Origin of the sequence: Phenylobacterium sp. LjRoot97, from assembly GCF_964254345.1 — a bacterium.
In the GTDB taxonomy this organism is placed as follows: Bacteria; Pseudomonadota; Alphaproteobacteria; order Caulobacterales; family Caulobacteraceae; genus Phenylobacterium.
On record NZ_CAXUTH020000002.1, the window covers coordinates 231,493 to 250,471 of the forward strand.

An 18,979-nucleotide genomic window follows, 5' to 3' on the forward strand; every position below is an offset into this window, starting at 1 on the left:
CGTCCACCGCTTGGCGAAGGCCGCGTTCACGGCGCTCGACGGAGAGGGCGCGCGAATCTACGGCGGGCGTTGGAATTCCCCAGGACGTCCGATGATCTACACTGCGGCGAGCCCCAGCCTGACGCTTCTCGAGGTGCTGGTGCACCTCGACCTGCCGCCCGAACTCATCCCCGCTGACTACCGGCTGCTGTCGGTCTACGTGCCCGACGACGCACCGATCGAGGACCTATCCGAGCCTCCCGACGACCCGCTCGCCGCGGGCGACGGGTTTCTGCAGCGCGGCGAGGCGCTGGTGCTTCGCGTACCAAGCGCCGTCGTCCCGCAGGAGAGCAACTGCCTGATCAATCCGCGCCATCCCGCCGCGGCCTTGCTGCGGTTGGACGCCGACCACTCCTTCACCTTCGATCCGCGGCTGTTCTAAAGGCGGCGCGCGCTGTACCGCGGCGCGCGCTGTCCCCATCTTCGGGAAAGGCGGGAGCGCGAGTCGATATTGAACCAGGGACCGCACGATCTGGAGGCGATGGCGAAGCTGCTGGAAGCCAGCGGCGACTATCGCGTGCTGCGCCGCCTGGCGCCGCGGGCCCAGCGCACGGCTCCGCCAGACGCCGCGACCCGGATGGGCCTGTTCGTCGATGTCGAAACGACTGGGCTCGATCCGGCGCGCGATGAAATCATCGAACTGGCCATGGCTCCGTTCGTCTACGACCTGAACGGCGAGGTGCTGGAGGTGGGAGAAGCGTTCAGCGCTTTGCGCGAACCCTCCTCTCCAGTCGAACCGGCGATCACGGCGCTGACCGGGATAACCAACGACATGGTCGCCGGGCAGGTCATCGATCCGGCCGAGGTCGCGCGGATCGCAGCGCCAGCCGCCATCGTCGTGGCCCACAACGCCGCGTTCGACAGGCGGTTTCTGGAGCGCTTCTGCGAAACCTTCACGACCAAACCCTGGGGCTGCTCGATGTCGCAGGTGGACTGGGCGTCGGACGGCCATGAAGGCGCGCGACTGGGCCATCTCGCGGCGGGGGCGGGGTTCTTCTACGACAAGCATCGGGCCTTGAACGATTGCCTGGCTGCCATCGAACTGCTCGCGCGGCCGATGCGCGCCAGCGGCCGCACGGTGCTGGCTCACCTGCTCGAGCGTGCGCGAAGACCGTCCTGGCGGATCTGGGCAGAGAACTCGCCCTTCGAGCTCAAGGACGTGCTCAAGGCGCGCGGCTATCGCTGGAACGCCGAGGGCGCAGCCGGTCCGCGGGCCTGGTACATCGACGCCGACGAGGATCAGCGCGAAGCCGAACTCGCGTTCCTGCAGATCGAGATCTATCAGCGCGAGGTCGACCTGCTGGTCCGCCGGATCGACGCGCATGACCGGTTCTCCGACCGGGTCTGACCGCTGCGGCGGGGCCTCGCCTTACGCGGGCGTTGAACGCAGGATGCGCCGCGCCTGATGTGGCGGGATGATCGCCGTGATGTGAGCCGCCCAGCGGATTTTGGCGTTCTCGCGCACGGGACCGACCACGCTTTCCAGGTCGTAGCGGCCTTTGAGCGAACCGCGCAGCAGACGTTTGACCAAGACCTCGTCGTCTGCGGTTTCGACCACCACGACATGGCCGAACATGTCGGGCGTCGGCGCCGTTCGCTGATCTTCGAAATAGATGAGCCCGCCGTCGTCGGCGACGCCACGCATGGAGTGCCCGACAACCCTCAAAGCGACAGCTCTGTCGGTGCCGCCAGGGGGGAGGGGGACGAGTTCGCCGGCTTCCTGCCCGGCGGCGAAGAGAACCCTTCCTTCGGTGTCTGCGCCGACCCGGCCGATTACACGCACCCAAACCTCTTGCCCGGACGCTGCGTCCGGATCTGGCGCCGGCGCGGCGTCATATAGCTGCTGGGCCGATACGCCGAAGGCCTCCGCGTAGCGCTTGGCCGTTGCGTAGGAGTACGGCGCATTGCCGTTCTCGTTGGATGAATAGGTGTTGCGGTTCCAGCCGAAGTGTTCGGCTGTGCCTGCGGCGGTTTTGAAGCCGGCGGCCTTGCGGGCTTCTTTCAATCGGACGGCGCGGGGGCTGAGGGGCATTCGATGTATATATCATACGATCATCTTGCCGGAAGAGCGCATAGAACATACAGTGAACGCATGGTGACGCGCTCAGGCAGGCCTGCGCCGCAGGCTAAGGATTCGCTCTCGGTCGAGGTCGGCGGCTGGTTCAAGGCCAATGCAACCGGCCGCGGGGTCGTGGTGATAGGGATCATCCTGGTCATTCTGGCCCTGGTCGGGCTGGCGCAGGTTTGGATGACATTGGGCGGCTAACCTCGTCAGTTGGCTGTCATAGGCCGCCGGAACTTCGGAACATAGCCGACTTATCTGCGCGAAATATCACCCCATCGTTCTGGTTGACGGGGCCGCGAGACCCTGAATGGGTTTCGCTGACGAAATAATTTCGCCGGTGCTGTCGGATTTGCGGGCCAGCGGCGTCTTCACCCCAACAACCAGCGTCCCCAGGGCGCAAAGAGGGGGAAGACCTATGAGATCGATCACGCGCGGCCGGCTCATCCAAAGCACGGCGGTGGCCGCCATGCTGGCGTTCGCTTCGCTTGGCGCCGCAACGGCCGCCGAGGTGACGCCCAGCCCAAGTCGTTTCGATATAGCGGCCATGCCGCTAGGCGATGCGCTGAGGGCTTATGGCCGCGTCACCGGCCGCGAGCTTCTGTTCAGCGAGGATCTGGTGGGCCAGCGCCTTGCACCCGCGCTTCACGGCGAACTCCCGCCGAACAAGGCCTTGGCGGCGCTTCTGGACGGCAGCGGGCTGAGTTGGAGAACGGCGCCGGACGGGGCGATCCAAATCGTCGTGCAGGACCGCGCGCCGCCCCGGGATGGGGACGCTCCAATCCTGGGAGAGGTCGTCGTCACGGGTAGCCATATCCGTGGCGGGGACGCGATCGCCCAGGTTGTCGAACTCAGCGCCGTCGACATCGAGCGGGGTGGGTTTCTGGATCTTGGTCAGGCGCTCCGCAGTCTGCCGGTGAATTTCAGCGGCGGCCTAAATCCCGAGACGTCGGTCGGCAACGTCATCCAGGACGGTGCGGGCGATAACAGCTTCCACGCCTCCAGCGCCAACCTCTACGGCCTGGGATCGGGGGCCACCCTCGTACTGCTGAACGGTCACCGGCTTCCGGTCGTGGGATCGGGCGTCGCCGTAGACCTTTCGCTTGTGCCGCTGGCCGCCGTCGATCGCATGGAAGTGTTGGCGGACGGGGCCTCGGCCATCTACGGCGCCGACGCGGTCGCGGGCGTCGTCAACATCATCACCCGTCGACGCATGGAAGGCGGCGAGGCGCGTCTGCGTTACGGCGGCGCGCGCGATGGCCTGGACACCTGGGCCGGCAGCATGATCGTCGGCGGTGAATGGAGGTCGCTGTCTGCCGTTGCGGGGGTCGAACGCGTTGACCAGAACGGCCTGGCCTCCAGCAAGCGGGCCGCGTCCCGGGACCATGTCCAGCCACAGTCCCTGTTCGGGGATACCCGCCGCACCAGCTATTTCGGCTCCTTGACACTTACCCCGAGCGACGATGTCGAGCTGACGGCCGACGCCGTCTATCTTCGGCGGTCCGAGGACGGGATCCAGGCGAGCGGCCTGAGCAGCATCAACCAGGGGTCCTACACGCTCTCCGAGTACGCGGTCCACGCCGGACTGAAGGCGACGCTGCCGAGCGACTGGGTGCTCGACATCGCCGCGACCGTGAACGGTAACACCGGCAAATATCAGACCCTGGATATCTCCAGAACGACGGGCGCCGGCACGCCGGGCGATCCGGTGCGACGCACCAACGAGCTCTGGTCCATCGAAGCCAATGCAAGCGGATCATTATTCAGCCTGCCGGCCGGACCGGTGCGCACGGCGATCGGCGCCGCATACCGGGAGGAGCGCCTGCGCTCTCTCGTGGAGAGGGAGTCGGCCGGACGCCAGGTAGGGTCCATCTATGGCGAAGCCGAAGTCCCGCTTCTTGGCGCCGACGCCGGCGTCGCGGGGGTGGACAGCCTGACCCTGAGCCTGGCCGCGCGGCTCGACGACTACTCAGATTTCGGGTCGAAGGCGGTCCCGAAGCTCGCGGTGCTTTGGACGCTGAGCCCTGAACTGTCCGTGCGAGCAGCGCTCGCCCGTTCCTTCCGCGCGCCGTCCATGTACGAACTGACCAGCGACTACTTCGTCAGCATCGTGGACGCGCGCGACGACCGGTCCCCGACGGGGCTGACGCGCATCGGCTACATCGCCGGGACCGGACGCTCGCTGGGGCCGGAGACCGCGGACAACTTCAACGCCACCTTGACCTACGAGCCGGACCAGATCCCAGGCCTTCGCCTCACCCTCGGCTACTACGACGTCAGATATCACGACCGCTTGGCGGCGCCCGACCCCACCTTCTCTTATTCTTCCAATATCAGCGGCGCACCGGCGACCCTGCTGACGCGAAACCCGGCCCAGGCGGATGTCGACGGGCTGCTGGCCGGCGCGCGAGGGTACCGGGTCTATTCGCCCAATCCGCAGACCCCGATCGCGGCGCTGATCGATGCGCGCAGCACAAACGTCGCTGCGACACGGATGTCGGGCTTCAACGCCGGGCTGGCCTATGAGCGGCGTCTCGGCGAAGGATCGCTTCAGCTCAGCTGGGACGCCAACTATCTGGACCGTTTTGAGGAACGGCTGAAGCCGGGCAGCCCGCCGATCAGCCGGGTCGACACGATCTTTTCGCCGGCCGATCTGCGGATGCGCAGCGGCCTCGTATGGTCGGGGGCGACCTGGACCTCCGCCGTCTACTGGAACTATGTCGATAACTATGTCGACAACCGCCGGGCAGAGACGGTCAAGGTCTCCGACTACAACACCATCGACTTCAGCCTGACCTACGAGCTTGGCCAAGGTCACGGCCGCGCACTGAGCGATGTTCGGATCGTACTGAGCGCCACCAACCTCTTCGACACGTCGCCCCCGCAGACGGCTCCGGCGGCGATCACCAACTATCGGTGGGATCCGACCAACGCCTCGATCATCGGCCGCTTCCTCAGCCTGGAGCTGGTCAAGTCGTGGTGAGGCGTCTGCTGGACGTCCGTCGTTGGGCGGGCCTTGTGACGCTGGTCTTTGGCCTGGCGGTGAGCGGGCAGGCGGCGGCCGATTGGGCCGGGGCCGCCTTTGGACGGGACGCCAGATCCCCGACCCCGGGCGGGGCGGTCCTGATCGAGGACTTGGCGACCCTGCGCGATCTCGGTCCGATCAGCCTGTCGCCGGATCGGCGGTGGCTGGCCTTCTCGGTTCGACAGGCGGTGCTCGATGAGGATCGCTACGTTCTTCGCTGGTTCGTCGCGCCCGTCGACGGCTCCACCGAGCCGCGCCCCGTGCAGGACGATCGCGGAGAACCGCTGGTCGATTATCTCTATGGCCTGCCCTATGCGAGCATCACGGCGGAAAAGGCGAAGTGGTCGCCGGACGGTGGCCGCATCGCCTACCGACGACGGATCGGCGATCGCGTCGGCCTGGTGGTCGCATCCGTCGCCGACGGGGCCGTGCGCGAAATCGACGCGGGCGACGTCAATGTGCTGGACGTCGACTGGCTGGCGGACGGCGGACTGGTCTATCGCGCCGGTCTCGACGTCGCAGCGTTCAAGACCGCCGTGGAGTCCGAGGCGCGCTCAGGTTGGTTGCTGGACGGCCGCATGCCGCTGTTCGCGGCCCGCGATCCTTCACCTACTCGTCCTGATTGCCGCGCCGCGCCTGCGCTAACCTGCTCGAACCAGGTCTTCGTCGTGGACGAAGCGGGGCGCCGCGCGGCCCGGCCTGCGGAGATCGCCTGGCTTGAGTCGCGGGCGCAGAGCACGCCGTCTCCACGCTCAGGCGTTGTCGGAGAGCCGCGCGCGGATGGCCTCCGGGCGTGGACTGAGCTCTCCGATCCAGCGCAGGACAAAGCCACAGCGCCTCTGATGCGCGTCGTGCTGGGCGGACGTAAAGGCGGCGTTTGCCGCGCGTGCGAGAGCATGTTTCTACGCGCCGTGGGCGCCATGCCGACGGGCGATGCGGCGTGGTTCGTCAAGGGCGCCAGCGGGACTGGCCGAGCCGACGACCTGCCGCGCGATGAAAATGCGCTCTATGTCTGGCGGCCCGCGTCAGGAAGCCTGCGGAAGGTCTTGCAGACCTCCTCCCAGCTTGAGGACTGCGTCCGCTCAGGATGGGAATTGATCTGCACTGCAGAGGCGCCGACCCAGCCAAAGGCCATTGTCGCCGTTAGCCTGCGAAGCGGCCGCCTGCGCGTGATCGCCGACCCAAATCCCGGCTTCGCCGGCAAGCAGTATCCGCGTGTGCGGAAGATCTTCTTCGCCGATCGGGAGGGCAGGCCGGCCTTCGCCCACGTCGTCTATCCATTGGAGTACGAGGCGGGCGTCCGCTACCCGCTCGTGCTGACCCAGTACGCCTCCCGAGGATATCTGCGCGGGCAGGTTGGCGGAGCCCATGCGATCTTCGATCTTTCGGCCAGGGGCTTTGTGGTTCTCTCCGTCGATCGGCCGGAGGATTGGGAAGGGCGACAGACCCTCGATGCGGTCGGCGTCTATCGCCGCGGTCTTGGCCCAGGCCTGCCGGATCGAGCAAGCGCCTTCGAAGCCAATGAGGCTGCTGTCGACCGGCTGGTCGCCGAGGGGCTGGTCGACCCGCATCGCCTGGCTATCACCGGCGTGAGCGCCGGCGCCGAGAATGTCCACTACACGCTGCAGCGCACGGCCCGCTACGCCGCCGCCGTCGCGGACTCCGGCAGTCATGACATGAGCTTCATGGCCCTGGTGCCGCCCGGACCGCGTCGCGCCACCCTGCAACGCATGTTCTCGATGCGGGGACTCTCACCGGGCCCAGGCGACGCGCTTTCCGAGCTTGCATGGTCTAACAAGCCCGAGCGCCTGCAGACGCCGTTGCTGATTACCGCGGGTGCTCACCAGGCATTGATCGGGTTCGAAGGCGTGCAGGCGCTGATTGCTGCGGACCGGCCGATCGAGATGAAGATCTTCCCCGAGGAGATGCACATCTTCTACAGCCCCCGCCGCATCGTTGCGCTCCAGCGTCTCAATCGGGCCTGGCTGGAGTTCTGGCTGCTCGGACGGGAAGACCCGGCGGGGGACGTGTTTGAGCAGTATGCGCGTTGGCGAACTATGCGGGCGAAGCTGTCGGAGCCGGCCGATCGCCAAGCACAGGCGACATCCCCTGGATCCACAACTCCGTCGTCAGGCAGGTGACCAGCGAACTCAGCCGCGCATTTTCGACTAAGCCGGACGGAGTCAGGGTCTTTTCCAGGTGGCCTCGATCGAGCCATCCGCGGCGGCTGAGTTCGCCGTCCAAGAGCAAGGCCCGAACGCGCGGGAGGTCCGAGGCCATGGTTCTCACCCAATGGCTGGTATTGGCGCCTTTGGACCTGCGCTCGCGTATGGCGCTCGGCAGAAGGTCGCCGAAAGCATTGCGTGCGAGCCCCCTCTGACGCCCGCCGGCGATGAAATGGAATGTCGGTGTGCGCAGGCAGGCTTCCATCACCGGCTGCGAGAAGAGCGGATGGGCCTCCTCGGCGACGTCGGCGCGGCCATAGCGCCAATAGTGTCGATATAGCTCGGCCAGCGCAGCGATCTGCTGCACCTTGCCGGGCGGCGTGCCGCGGCGCGCCGACAGCCAGGGATGGGTGAAGCGAGCCGGGTCGACGTGGGCCTGCACCTCTGCGGAGAGGCAGCTGACGTCGCCCAGGGAAGGTCCGGGCGGACGGATCGCCGCGGCCGCGGCGCGGCCGAGTACGCCCCAGATTGTACCCTGGGAAAGGTTGGCGATTTCGTGGGCCCTCCGTCCAAGCCCGCCAAGCCCCAGCAACTGCCCATGATCGGCGACGGCCTCGGGTCCGACGGCGACGGCGAAGAGATGGTCCCCGCCACTGCCGGTGAAGAAGGCGTCGGCGCCGATTTCGCCGAGCAGGGCGCTGTGGAGCTGATCGTAGCCCATCGGCATCATCCGGCTGGAGGGGCGCAGCAGCCGGTCGCCAAAGGTCTGGACGCTGTCAAAGCCATGCAGGCTGAGTTCTCGTTCGAGCAGCGGTACGCCGTGCATTGCTGCGGCCTGCCGCGCGTAGGCTCGCTCGTCGCCTTCAGGGTGGGCCGTCACATAGTTCACCCCTACGACATCGGCGTGGCCGCAAGCGCCGCGCAGCAGGCCCAGGACGATCGAGGAATCCAGACCCCCTGAGAGATCGAGGGCGATGCGCCGGTAGAGCGAGCCATAGGCTGTGATCGCGGCTTCCCCAGCTGCGCGGAGGGCGTGCTGCGACTCCGCTTCGCTTCCATGTCGATCGCCCGCGATGTCGTGCGGATCCCAATAGAAGCGCTCCGTCGAGCCGCCGCTGGAATAGGTGCGCTCGGCCCCTGGGAGCAACTCGAAGACGCCCTCTAGGCCGCAGGCTTCGCCGCGCAGGAAGTGGCAGGTGAGGTGATAGGCGAGGTAATCCCAATGGATGGCGGGCGGCCGCAGCCCAAGCGAAAGCGCATCGGCCAGATGAGAGAACAACAGCTCGCCGCCAGGCAGGGGCCAGCGCCAACACTCTATGCGACCAGTCGGGTCACGACGCACCACGAGACGGTCTGGGCGCGGCGTTTCGAAGGATAGGTAACCGCCCCACGATGCGTACGGCGGCGCAGATCCGCCCAGCATCCGCCCCACCACGCAGGCGCCATCGGCGACGCGCCTGAACCCGAGGCGGCTGGGAGCCCGCGACACGGCGCGGACAACCGCCAGAGGCGTGTCCATCAGCGTCGACCATCCTTGCAACCCCAGCAAACGCTGTCGAACGGCGGTCAGGGCCGGACGGGAAGCGCTTCGGGTGACGAGGGCGACGTACCTAAGCATGGCCCTGGAGCGCCAGGATTGGGGTGTACTGGCCGACGTCCTCCGCCGCTTCGTTGATGACGAAGCCCTGAGCTTCCACCCAGCAGTGGGCGTGAAACGGATCGAGCCGGACGCCAAAGACCAGTCGCGGCGCGCAGCCGGCGCGGGCGAGGAGTAGCGCTGTGGCGATAGCGTCAAGCCGGCAGATCGGGGCGATTGGGAACCAGGGTCGTGTGGCGCTGTAGTCGTCGATCACGCCTTGCAGCGGTCCGTCACCACAATAGGCGCGCAACTGCAGGTCGGCCCAGGCGAGCGTGCGCCAAAATCGCTGGCCCTTCAGGCGCGCCCAAGTTTCAGTCAGGGCCAGCAACGCGGCCGGTCGAGGGGCTGGCCGCATGGAGATGATGTCGGGGGTGCTGGCCCAGATGGTGCGTCTGGCCGCCAGCGGAGGGGGCGACGGGTCAAGCTCGTTGATCGAGATGCCGAGTGCGTTCAGTCGCGAGCGCGCCCGATCGCGGTCGGCTTCGCTGGCGGTCGGTTCACGGCCCGCCAGGTCCAGCACGCCGCGCGTCATGGCGGCGTTGAAAGCGAGGTATCGGTCGCGGCGCAGGTCGAGCGCGATCGAGCGGGTGTCGATGCGCGCCAGGAAGACAAGCCGGTTGCTCAGCATACGGCGCCTCCAGAAGAGGGTGACGGCGGCCCGCCTGGCGCGCCGCCGTCGATAGGCTTACTTGCGATCGAAGGCGCTTTCGCCGACTTCCTGGATCAGGCCTTCGGTCCGCTCCGACACGGCGCCGAGATCGATCACTTCGGCGGTTTCGAGTTCGAGATAGGTGTCTTGGGTCATCGTCTTGCTCCGACTTGCTCGGATTGATGGAGCACCTTTCAGGTGATGACGTAGGATGGCGTGACCCCGGGCGGCTCAACAGGAGTATATTCTATCGGTTCCTTGGCCCCGCCCGGTTCCGACGACCGATGACGCAGTTGATCGCCAGTTCGGCCCCTGAACGCCGATTACTTCGGGTCGGCCGCCGAAAGGGCCATCTCGAAGCGCCCGATAAACCCGCCGGTGGACCAGAGTTCATGCCCGAATGGGCTCTGCGTCGTGCAGGCCATGGCGACCGCCTCTACGGTCGTTGAGCAGTTGAGCTTCGTCCGACCCAACCCGCGCCCATCCGGTCCCAGAACGACGATCCAGTACTCGTGGACCTCGGTGACTTTCTCGTCAGCGGTCGTCATCGGGCGGACGGCAGGGGTGAAAAGCCATTGACGACGGTTGTGCGCGAGGAGGTCGGGCCATGACCGGTCTGTTCTCCTTGCCCTAACTTCCATCCGCCGGTCATACCTTCTCCTTTGCCCTTCAAACTTCGCCAACCAAGCGTGAATGAGTGAGGCGCCGCTTCAAGAAGACTGAGCGCCAAACAAATATTGATGAGTCAGAATTCGACGTGCGGAAGCCGGCCGTCTGAATTGAATCGGAAATTGTGGGAGCAAACGGCCGCCTCTCGTGAAAGGGGCGGCCTGATCGCTGGATCAATCCGGACCGGCAGGGGGCGTTGCGGCCCGGACCAAGTATAAACAGGTCTGCGCTAGCTGCGTTCCGAGATTTTGATCGCCAGAGTTCAAAATCAGGGGGCCAGTGTACAGAGGGGCGTATGGAGCGCGAGGACTATCCGCTGCGGGCCCAACAAGGCCCGCGGCGGCGCCATCAAGGGCTGCTTTTGCCGTTGCCCGTACAGACACCGACGTCCGATCTTATTGCGGCCCGCCCGGCCGGTAGGGGGCCAGAAACGCGGCGGGAGACGGGGAGGCGACGAAGCCAGTCTCATCCTGGAGCAATAGGGTGGCGTTTTGTCGTTCGGCGTCGTCCTCCAACGCTTCGGCGACGGCTTCAAGCGCTTTGGCCCTGGAGGAGTAGCCCCTGACCCAACCGGAACTGCAATGCAGGGTCCATATCTGACCCTGAGAAAACAATGCGTAATCGGCCACGTTCGCACCCCACTGTCAGTGAGCGGACAAACGTGTGATCGATCGATAGGTTCTAAAGCGATCCTGCAGAATCCAATCCGCTCCGCCAGGCGAGGTCTGGCGCGTCCAGGCCGACGTGACGGTGGGCGCCGACGGCGTTTCATAGGATCGTCGCACCCGGCGCCGCCCGAGCTCCGGTCTTCGACAACGAAAGCTCAAAGGTCACGCCCTTCCTTGCCAGTCCTCCGGCTCTGCGAGTTCGGCGATGCGATCGCTAAGCGGTATCTCAATAACCGCCCGCACGCCGCCCGGGTGAAACTCGATTGAGGTCTTGGCGCCGAGCTCATAGGGCAGGCCCTTTTCAATGAGCTCGCGGCCAAAGCCGAACCGTGAAGGCGAGGTGTCAAGCGCACGCGTGCCGCTTTCCCGCCAGTCTAAAAAGAGCCGTTGGCCATGGCTTGATCTGACGATGCGCCATTCGACGGCCAGCCGCCCGGTCGGCTCAGCCAGGGACCCATACTTGATGGCGTTTGTGGTCAGCTCATGGATCGCAAGAGCGATGGTCTGGGCCGCCTCCCGCCGTAAACGGACTGGAGGGCCCTCGATGACTAGCTGGGATTCGTCGATGGCGACGGCGACCATTTCCTCGCGAATCACCTCGGCGAGGTCCATGGCGCTCGCGCCCATGCGGGTGAAGACGGCTTGGGTCCGGGCAAGGGTCTGCAGGCGTCCGTCCAGGTGTGCGCCAAGCTCTTCGACAGACGTCGAGTTGCTGACGGTCCGGGAAACGACAGATCGGACAATGGCGAGATTGTTGCGCACACGGTGCTGGAGTTCCTCCAGCACCGTGGTGAGCTTGTTCTCCATCCGTTTGCGTTCGGTGACGTCCTGGGTCACTCCCAACATCAGGTCGCCCGTCGGCGAGCGCTCCACACGACCAGACCCAGCGAGCCAACGATGTGACCCGTCGGGGAGGATCACACGCCACTCGGCGTGAAATTCGCCGACGCTTCGCGCGTCAGTCCACGCCGTTTCGTACCGCGCCACGTCGTCCGGGTGGATCTTCAACCTGGCGCGCGATGGCAGCCCATCGGCCTGTGTCAGACCCCAGAGTTGGTAGACGACGGGCGACCACCAGCGATCATCAGTCGAAAGATTCCACTCCCAAACCCCCACGCCGGCAAGCTCCTGGGCCTCCAGAAAGCGGCGTTCGGTGGTACGCAGCTCGTCCCCGGATCTCTGCGCCGAGGTCTCGTCCCCCAACTTGCCGTCTGCGCCTGTCGGGTCGGTTCCAGAACGCCCCAAACTCATTGTCCCCGTCCAGAAAGAGCCTCATCCCGCAGCGAGGCGGCCCGGCCCCGAATGAGCCGCCGTACTCCGACCCTGCTGAGGCGAAACCCCGGCGCCTAAAGACGTAGAAGCGGGGAGATAACACCTGATGGGGACTATGGGTGCACGCTCACACCCATCTCGTCCGCAGAAGGTTGGTCCGCCTTATCATCGGTTAAAAGCGGAGCGGCGAAGGGTGTGCCAGTCTGAATGACGCTCGCCTTGTGCGGGGACGGGGAGAGACGCTTGGTATTTAGCTGATCGAGGACGGAATGATGTGGTCAGGTTCGACAGCACGTTCGGAACAATCGCCGACGATCGAGGCTTTGGCGCAAGCCCTGAGCGGGTTCGCCCAGCTTAGCGCGTCTGCGTCGCAGCTTGTGTCGGAACTGAAAGCGGTGTCGTCGTTTTCCGCTGGCCAGCTGGTCGTCGCGGAGCGCGATCGGTCGCGCCCCTTCATAGTTGTCGAGGGATGGGCCGCCCGCATCCGATGGCTCGCCGACGGTCGACGGCAAATTTTCGATTTTCTACTTCCTGGCGATGGTTTCGGCCTCACGCCCGGGCGCCACGCCTCACCGGTCGCCGTGATGGCTGTCACTTCAATAGACCTGGTGGACGCGACGAGCCTGAAAACGGCGATGGCGCAGCCGGGGCTGCTTGCGGAGGACTTAAAGCGCCACCTTGCCGAACAGGCCAGGACCGAGGAGGAGAGGCTTCTCAACCAAGTGGAGCGGCTGGGGTGTCACAGCGCGTATGAGCGCATCTGCCATCTGCTGCTTGAACTTCGGGAACGCTGCACGGGCGGGGACCCTGGCGCGACAGAGTTCGAGATGCCGCTGACGCAGGAATGCATGGGCGATGTGCTGGGATTGAGCGTCGTGCATGTCAATCGCGTGCTGCAGCAACTGCGGCGGGACCGGCTGCTTGAAATTCGGGGCGGCAGCGCCCAGCTCAAGGATCTCGACGCTCTTCAGAATATCAGCGAGTACCGCCGCGTTGGCCGCGGCGCCCAGTCTGAAGGCCCGATGGTCCTCCGCCCGGCGGCTTGGCCCGTCGGCTAGCGCGCTGACTCCGGTCAGCGCCAGAGCACATAGGCGCGTTCGACCCCAGGCGGCCCCGCGTCGCGCGCGAGAAACCTAGCGGTTCTGTGGCGATCCTTCCGCCGGCGGCCAGCCGTCAGGCTGGTTAGAGCCCGTCAGGTCTCGCCGTCGCTGGGGGGAGGTAGCGCCGGCGGGTCGTAGTCTAGTCCGAGTTCGACCGCGCGGCGTGAAAAGACCTCTTCCTGACCGTCCTGTAAAAGATCCGGGGCGGGGTCTTCCCAAAGCGCGCTTCTTGCCCGCGTCGTCAAAAGGCGCTGGGCCAAAGCGTCGATGTCCGGTCCCACGACATTGATCGCGAGCATCAGGTCATCACGCGTACAGCTCAGCATTTCGCATGCGGCCAATACGGTCTGCTCGTCGGACGCGTCGAGTTTGAAGGCGATATCCTCCACCCGTTCTCCTGGGAAATTGCGCACCGTAATTTGAGCTCATGCGGCGCGGTAATACTGATGGATGTACAGAAAATGCGCCACATCATTTGTTAAGTGCTGTAAATGCGCTCAAATCCAATGTTTGAGTTGAGTAAAAATGGAACCGGCGCGCTCGCGGCGGCGTTCATCGCGCCTACCAGATCCCCTGGAGTCACATGTTCCGCTCAGTGTTTTCAACAGGCCTGACCATAACCCGGCTAGCGAGGCGTAACCTCCCATCGACGCTGAGCTTGCCGGTCGGAGCGGGCGGCGAAACTGGCCCTAGCTTCTTTGGGCCGAGCAGGCATGTCTAACCCTGGCCCCCTGTTCATCATCGGCGGCGGGGAGGACAAGGAAGGCGACCGCGAAATCCTGGACTCGCTCGCCGAACGGCTCGCCGGAAGAAAACTGGTCATCGCTACGATCGCGTCGCAGCGCCCGCGCGACTACTTCAGCACCTACCGGGAGGTGTTCGGCGAGCTCGGCGTCACCGACACGGCCGAACTCTACCTTGAGGATCGGTCGCAATCGACGGCGCCCGACGTTCTCGCAACGCTTGAAGGCGCGGCCGGCGTATTCTTCACGGGCGGGGACCAGCTGCGTATTTCGAGTCAGATCGGGGATACGCCCGTGGAACGTCGGGTACGAGAGATTCACGCCGCCGGCGGCGTGGTGGCTGGAACATCAGCCGGCGCTTCGGTGATGTGCGAGACCATGCTCGTGCGTGGACCAGGATCGGAGTCCCATCGGATCGGCGACGTCCATATGGCGCCTGGCCTGGGCTTGATCCGTGATGTGATCATCGATCAGCATTTCGCGGAACGAGGGCGTTTCGGCCGTCTTCTCGGAGCGGTCGCCCAGAACCCAACCGTGCTTGGCGTCGGGATCGACGAAGACACCGCGATCATCGTCGAGGGCGATACTTTCAATGTTGTCGGCGAGGGCGCCGTCTACGTGATCGATGGCGCAAGCGTCAGCCGGTCCAACATCGCCGAAGCCGAGCCGGAGCGTACCTTGTCGATGTTCGACGTCAGCATGCATGTGTTGTCGAAGGGCGACAGGTTTTCGCTCTCAAGCCGCCGGCCATCGACATGATAAGGGGCAAGCTCGCGGACCCCGCGGCGGCGCTGAACCCGCGGGGTGAGGCGAACCCATGGCGCGGACCGTCTGGAAGGTAGGAGACTGAAATGAAGTGGTCGATTGTAGCGTTTGCAGCCCTGCTCCTGAGCGCCTGCGGGCAAGACGCGGGGCGTGAGCCGACGCGGGAGGCTGACGCCCGCGCCGCCAGTAGCATCGAGTCCCCGGACGCCCCTGGCGGCGGACCGTCTGGACAGACCCCCGACGCCGAACAACCAGGCGGTGCGCCTAGCCAGGTGCAGTCAGCGCCTGACGCTGCGGGGCCCTCTATCGGCGAGGGGGCGCCCCAGCCCTGAGGATCGGGATGCTGGTTCGGCTTCACTGAACGTCAACCGGGGCGCGGTTTGGAAAGTGACCCGCGCCCGGGCTGGCGCGATGGGCGCTTGTCGTGCTGAGGCGGCTAGCTGCGATCCACAAGCCTGACGACGGCTTTCACGACGTCCGCTGGACCAATGGGCTTTTCGAGCCGCGACACGTGGTTGAAACGTGGCGGGATGGTGTCAGCGTCATAGCCCGTCGTGAACAGAAACCTCACCCCTCGATCAGCTAGGAAATCGGCGAGTGGATAGACCATTTCACCGCTAAGATTCACGTCCAGCACCGCGGCGTGGACGTCTGCCTGTGACGCAATCGCCGACATCGCCTGTTGAACTGTGGGCGCTGGGCCGATGACTGCGGCGCCGGCGGCTTCCAGCGCCTCGGTCAGGTCGCTCGCCATCATGTATTCATCCTCGACGACAAGGACGCTGCGCCCCGCCAGGCTTTGGTCAGGCATGAGGCCTCTCGGCAAGGCGTAGAGTTTCAGAGACTGGCAGCTCTATCGTGCAGCGCACGCCGTCACCGCCGATCTCGTAACTGGTCTTGGCCTGCAGCTGATAGGGTAGCGCACGTTCGATCAACTCGCGGCCGAAGCCAGACCCCCAGGCGGCGGAATTTGCAAGCAGAGGCATCCGCACGCCACTTTCCACCCAGTCGATCCGCAGCCGCGGCGCCTGCTCATCCTGGATCAGGCGCCAGCGCACAGAGAGTTTGGCGCCAGGCTGCGAGAGCGCGCCGTACTTGGAGGCGTTGGTCGCCAGTTCGTGGAGGGCCAGGGCGAAGGTCTGCACCGTCGAGGAGCGCAGCAGCACGCCGCCGGGGCCATCGAGCGTCACCCGCTCGCCGGCGCCGTCCGGCCCGATCGCCCCCATCGCCAGCAGCTCGGTCCGGATCAGCTCATCGAACGCGATACGGTCCCCTTCATTGAGCCTTGAGAGTAAGCCCTGCACGCGGGCCAAGGCTGCGAGACGATCCTGATAGGTGGCGGTCAACTCCTCCATGCTGCCCGCGCCGCGCCGTGTCTTATCGAACATGGAGCTCACGACGGTCATCAGGTTGCGGGTACGGTGTTGCAGTTCTCCGACCAGAACTTTCTGGCGCTCGTCCCATTGCCGGCGTTCGGTGACGTCCTGGCCGACCTTAAGGTAGCCGCTCGGTTCGGCGCCGCCATCAAACATCGGCCGCATCGATCCCTCGATGAAAACACGGCGGCCGTCCTTACGCAGGTGCCAGCGTACGTTCGGCGCCCAGCCATGTTCCCGGGCAAGGGCCATTTCCTTCTCCGGCTCCCCGCTCGTCCGATCCTCCGGCACGAAGGTCATCGCCAGGTTCTGGCCGACTGCTTCTTGCGCAGACCATCCGAAAACCGCCTCGGCGCCGGGCGGCCAGGTGTCGATCAGCCCATCCATGTTCGTCGTGAAGATCGCGTAGTCGAGGGCGCTTTCGAGGATAGCGCGATAGCGTTCCTCGCTCTCGCGCAACGTGGCCTCGGCCGCCTTGCGGTCGGAGATGTCGCGGAAATAGACAGAAAGCCCATCGGCGGCCGGATAGATCGTGATGTCGATCCAACGGGCGAGCACCGGGGAAATGGTCTCCAGCCGAACGACCTCACGTGTCTCGGCGGCCCGAGCGTGGGCTTCGTAAGCCGGAGAGCCGACGGCCCCTGGAAATTCTCCCCAGAAAGATCTGCCGATGAGTTCGGCGCGCGACCGGCCCCAAAGCTCTTCGGCCTTGCGGTTCACATAGGTGAACCGCCAGTCTCGATCGACGGCGTAAAACGCGTCGGAAATGCTTTCCAGAACCTCTCGGGTACGCTCGCCCAGAGCACGCACCTGGCCTTGTGTACGCCGTTCCTCGGTGACGTCCTCCACAACGATGACGCCCCCCGCCACTGAACCACCCTCGCAGATTGGCGCGGCGCTGACCCGCAGGATCCGCTCATCACCATCCGCGGCGTGCTGAAACTCCACCGGTGAAATCGTAGCCTCGCCCCTGAGCGCGCGGGCGCCGGGATAATCCTGCGGCGCCACGGCCTCGCCGTTCGGGTCGACGATCCTCCAGCTCTTGGCCTCAATCTCGCTTTGCGACGGCAGGTGGCCGCCCATCACCGTTTCGAGACCCGGGTTTTTCAGCGTGAAGCGGCCCTGCGTGTCGAACAGCCCGACCCCGACCGGCAGGTGCGCCAGCACGCCCGCCAGTCGCGCCTCGCTGTCGCGCAGCCGCCGCTCGGCCCTGTCGCGGGCCGTGACGTCCTCGATCGCGAGCAGGATCAATTGCGCGTGGTCCAGCCGCCGGCCGTTCAGGATCATCACCCGTTCGCCGATGGTCTCAAACCTGTGCTCGACGCGGTAGTCGACGAAACGCTCGTCATTCGGGAGGACGTCGTGCAACAGCCGGCGGAGTTCGGGAATGTCCCACCCGTTGTTGCCGAGCTCGTAGATCAGCCGGCCTTCGGTCGCCGCCTCGTCCACCTTGAAGCAGGCGTAGAAGGAGGGGTTTGCGAACACCACGCGATGGTCGGGGTCGAGCACGAGGAAAGGCTCGCGGACGGTTTCGGCGATCTTGGCGGTGAACTCCAGGACCTCCTCTCTCGCAGACTGCGCCCAGTGCTGCCCGTCTTGGTGGTCAGGGGAGCGGTCGTTCACCTGGCGCAGCCTCCTTGCTCGTGAGGGTACAACGGCTCAGGCGCGCTGCGCGTTCATCGGAGCGGGCGCCCTGGGCGAGCTCAGCGCTGTCAAACATCGAGCTGCTCCATCCGGCATTGCTCGGGGGACTTGTCAGGCCGGAAGCGCACGAAGCGCGCCCCGTGACGCATCCGATGGCCGCTGGCGTGGTCAAACTCCACTTCCACGACGAGCTCCGGGCGCAGGGGACGCCAGTCAGCCGATCGGTCGGTCGACCAGCGGCTGGGGCCGGGCGCGGCGCCGGTAAAGCCTGGCGGCCCCTCCAGCGCCTCGAGGCGCGCGGTGAGCGCCGTCTTGTCCAGACCTGCGAAGCCGGAGACGAAGCCAACGAGGTTGAGCCGCCCCTGCTCATCGTAGAGGCCCAGCAGCAGCGAGCCGACCAGCCCCGAGTTCTTCGCGTATCGAAACCCGCCGACGACGCAGTCCGCAGTCCGCCGGCGCTTCACCTTCACCCAGGCGCGCTCGCCCGGCCGATAGGGTTCGTCGAGGCGCTTGGCCACAACCCCTTCGACGGCCGTTTCGCCCAACCACGCGTCCGCGGTGCTGCGCTCGCGCGTCCCGTGGGTCAGACTGAACCGGGGGTTGGCGTGCCGGGCCAGAAATTGGACCAGTTCGGCCCGGCGGCGCTCGAACGGCTGACCGCGGAGGTCAGCTTCGGGTGTCTGTAAGAGGTCGAACGCCGTGAACATGGCAGGAGCTTCGGCCGCCAGGCGCCGGATGCGGCTCTCGGCCGGGTGCAGGCGGTCCTGGAGCGCTTCGAAGGAGAAAGCGCCGTCGCGCGCAGCGAGCAGCTCCCCATCGAGCACGTAAGGGCCCGGCGCCAACACCTTGGCGGCGGCTGCAATCTCCGGAAAGTAGCGGACGAGGTCCTTGCCGGACTTTGACTGCAGCTGGACCCCGGTGGCGCCTCGAGCAAGCAGGCAGCGAAAGCCGTCCCATTTGGGCTCGAACCACCAGCCCTCGCCGTCCGGTAGGGCGGGCTGCGAGCGGGCTTCCATTGGGGCGCTGACCGTCCCGAGAACAGAGTCAGCCGAGGTCTTGCCCCGGGCGCCAGCCTCCGCGTCGGTTTTGTAAGAGGCTTCCTTCACCAGCATCCGGCCTCGCCCTGTCCCGGATGCAACGCCGGGGGCGTTGGTGATCCTGCA

At 65.8% G+C, this 18,979-nt stretch carries 16 protein-coding genes; 7 read left to right on the forward strand and 9 right to left on the reverse strand.

Annotated elements, in window-relative coordinates; all coding sequences use genetic code 11:
• The first annotated feature begins 10 nt into the window (after window positions 1-10).
• Together ACSQ2H_RS23215 and ACSQ2H_RS23220 are read left to right on the forward strand one after the other, a co-directional pair.
• The gene (locus ACSQ2H_RS23215) at window positions 11-421 is read left to right on the forward strand and encodes an RES family NAD+ phosphorylase (RefSeq protein ID WP_436063813.1); all 411 of its coding nucleotides are present in this window, start codon (window positions 11-13) and stop codon (window positions 419-421) included.
• Window positions 422-490: 69 nt separating this feature from the next.
• Window positions 491-1,387, forward strand: coding sequence for a 3'-5' exonuclease (locus ACSQ2H_RS23220; protein WP_436063814.1), 897 nt, complete (start codon window positions 491-493; stop codon window positions 1,385-1,387).
• A gap of 21 nt (window positions 1,388-1,408) precedes the next feature.
• On the opposite strand, the gene ACSQ2H_RS23225 is transcribed toward ACSQ2H_RS23220, so the two are convergent.
• Window positions 1,409-2,071, reverse strand: coding sequence for a helix-turn-helix domain-containing protein (locus ACSQ2H_RS23225; RefSeq protein WP_436063815.1), 663 nt, complete (start codon window positions 2,069-2,071; stop codon window positions 1,409-1,411).
• 60 nt (window positions 2,072-2,131) lie between these two features.
• On the opposite strand from ACSQ2H_RS23225, the gene ACSQ2H_RS23230 reads away from it, so the two are divergent.
• From ACSQ2H_RS23230 to ACSQ2H_RS23240, 3 genes are all read left to right on the forward strand, one after another.
• Entirely contained in the window at window positions 2,132-2,305 is a 174-nt protein-coding gene (locus ACSQ2H_RS23230) for a hypothetical protein (RefSeq protein ID WP_436063816.1), read from the forward strand.
• A gap of 214 nt (window positions 2,306-2,519) precedes the next feature.
• Entirely contained in the window at window positions 2,520-5,084 is a 2,565-nt protein-coding gene (locus ACSQ2H_RS23235; protein WP_436063817.1) for a TonB-dependent receptor domain-containing protein, read from the forward strand.
• A 35-nt stretch (window positions 5,085-5,119) separates the two neighbouring features.
• Entirely contained in the window at window positions 5,120-7,267 is a 2,148-nt protein-coding gene (locus tag ACSQ2H_RS23240; protein ID WP_436063818.1) for an Atxe2 family lasso peptide isopeptidase, read from the forward strand.
• Here ACSQ2H_RS23240 and ACSQ2H_RS23245 read toward each other — a convergent pair.
• The 4 genes from ACSQ2H_RS23245 to ACSQ2H_RS23260 form a co-directional block, all read right to left on the reverse strand.
• On the reverse strand, window positions 7,182-8,570 hold the full coding sequence (locus ACSQ2H_RS23245) for an asparagine synthase-related protein (RefSeq protein ID WP_436063819.1): 1,389 nt from the start codon (window positions 8,568-8,570) through the stop codon (window positions 7,182-7,184). The genes ACSQ2H_RS23240 and ACSQ2H_RS23245 overlap by 86 nt on opposite strands.
• Window positions 8,571-8,901: 331 nt before the next feature.
• Window positions 8,902-9,558: a lasso peptide biosynthesis B2 protein gene (locus ACSQ2H_RS23250; protein ID WP_436063820.1), complete on the reverse strand. Its 657-nt coding sequence runs from the start codon at window positions 9,556-9,558 to the stop codon at window positions 8,902-8,904.
• A gap of 344 nt (window positions 9,559-9,902) precedes the next feature.
• On the reverse strand, window positions 9,903-10,127 hold the full coding sequence (locus ACSQ2H_RS23255) for a hypothetical protein (protein ID WP_436063821.1): 225 nt from the start codon (window positions 10,125-10,127) through the stop codon (window positions 9,903-9,905).
• A 951-nt stretch (window positions 10,128-11,078) separates the two neighbouring features.
• Window positions 11,079-12,167, reverse strand: coding sequence for a sensor histidine kinase (locus tag ACSQ2H_RS23260; protein WP_436063822.1), 1,089 nt, complete (start codon window positions 12,165-12,167; stop codon window positions 11,079-11,081).
• A 290-nt stretch (window positions 12,168-12,457) separates the two neighbouring features.
• On the opposite strand from ACSQ2H_RS23260, the gene ACSQ2H_RS23265 reads away from it, so the two are divergent.
• Window positions 12,458-13,246 carry a Crp/Fnr family transcriptional regulator gene (locus ACSQ2H_RS23265; protein WP_436063823.1) on the forward strand — a complete coding sequence of 263 codons (789 nt, stop codon included), beginning with the start codon at window positions 12,458-12,460 and terminating at the stop codon, window positions 13,244-13,246.
• Between the two features lie 134 nt (window positions 13,247-13,380).
• On the opposite strand, the gene ACSQ2H_RS23270 is transcribed toward ACSQ2H_RS23265, so the two are convergent.
• Window positions 13,381-13,677 carry a hypothetical protein gene (locus ACSQ2H_RS23270; RefSeq protein WP_436063824.1) on the reverse strand — a complete coding sequence of 99 codons (297 nt, stop codon included), beginning with the start codon at window positions 13,675-13,677 and terminating at the stop codon, window positions 13,381-13,383.
• A gap of 324 nt (window positions 13,678-14,001) precedes the next feature.
• Here ACSQ2H_RS23270 and ACSQ2H_RS23275 point away from each other — a divergent pair, with 324 nt between their 5' ends.
• Window positions 14,002-14,790: a cyanophycinase gene (locus ACSQ2H_RS23275; protein ID WP_436063825.1), complete on the forward strand. Its 789-nt coding sequence runs from the start codon at window positions 14,002-14,004 to the stop codon at window positions 14,788-14,790.
• Between the two features lie 442 nt (window positions 14,791-15,232).
• Here ACSQ2H_RS23275 and ACSQ2H_RS23280 read toward each other — a convergent pair whose 3' ends face one another.
• The 3 genes from ACSQ2H_RS23280 to ACSQ2H_RS23290 form a co-directional block, all read right to left on the reverse strand.
• Window positions 15,233-15,607, reverse strand: coding sequence for a response regulator (locus ACSQ2H_RS23280; RefSeq protein ID WP_436063826.1), 375 nt, complete (start codon window positions 15,605-15,607; stop codon window positions 15,233-15,235).
• The gene (locus ACSQ2H_RS23285) at window positions 15,600-17,795 is read right to left on the reverse strand and encodes a PAS domain-containing sensor histidine kinase (protein ID WP_436063827.1); all 2,196 of its coding nucleotides are present in this window, start codon (window positions 17,793-17,795) and stop codon (window positions 15,600-15,602) included. The genes ACSQ2H_RS23280 and ACSQ2H_RS23285 overlap by 8 nt, the downstream gene beginning before the upstream one ends.
• 89 nt (window positions 17,796-17,884) lie before the next feature.
• Window positions 17,885-18,928, reverse strand: a complete 1,044-nt coding sequence (locus tag ACSQ2H_RS23290) for an ATP-dependent DNA ligase (protein WP_436063828.1) — start codon at window positions 18,926-18,928, stop codon at window positions 17,885-17,887.
• Window positions 18,929-18,979 lie beyond the last annotated feature (51 nt).

Excerpts from the sequence above, each read along its gene's own strand:
- ACSQ2H_RS23235 (WP_436063817.1), top strand. The coding sequence starts at position 2,520 with ATGAGATCGATCACGCGCGGCCGGCTCATCCAAAGCACGGCGGTGGCC.
- ACSQ2H_RS23265 (WP_436063823.1), top strand. The coding sequence starts at position 12,458 with ATGATGTGGTCAGGTTCGACAGCACGTTCGGAACAATCGCCGACGATC.
- ACSQ2H_RS23250 (WP_436063820.1), bottom strand. The coding sequence starts at position 9,558 with ATGCTGAGCAACCGGCTTGTCTTCCTGGCGCGCATCGACACCCGCTCG.
- ACSQ2H_RS23260 (WP_436063822.1), bottom strand. The coding sequence starts at position 12,167 with ATGAGTTTGGGGCGTTCTGGAACCGACCCGACAGGCGCAGACGGCAAG.
- ACSQ2H_RS23230 (WP_436063816.1), top strand. The coding sequence starts at position 2,132 with ATGGTGACGCGCTCAGGCAGGCCTGCGCCGCAGGCTAAGGATTCGCTC.
- ACSQ2H_RS23255 (WP_436063821.1), bottom strand. The coding sequence starts at position 10,127 with ATGACGACCGCTGACGAGAAAGTCACCGAGGTCCACGAGTACTGGATC.
- ACSQ2H_RS23290 (WP_436063828.1), bottom strand. The coding sequence starts at position 18,928 with ATGCTGGTGAAGGAAGCCTCTTACAAAACCGACGCGGAGGCTGGCGCC.
- ACSQ2H_RS23280 (WP_436063826.1), bottom strand. The coding sequence starts at position 15,607 with ATGCCTGACCAAAGCCTGGCGGGGCGCAGCGTCCTTGTCGTCGAGGAT.
- ACSQ2H_RS23275 (WP_436063825.1), top strand. The coding sequence starts at position 14,002 with ATGTCTAACCCTGGCCCCCTGTTCATCATCGGCGGCGGGGAGGACAAG.
- ACSQ2H_RS23225 (WP_436063815.1), bottom strand. The coding sequence starts at position 2,071 with ATGCCCCTCAGCCCCCGCGCCGTCCGATTGAAAGAAGCCCGCAAGGCC.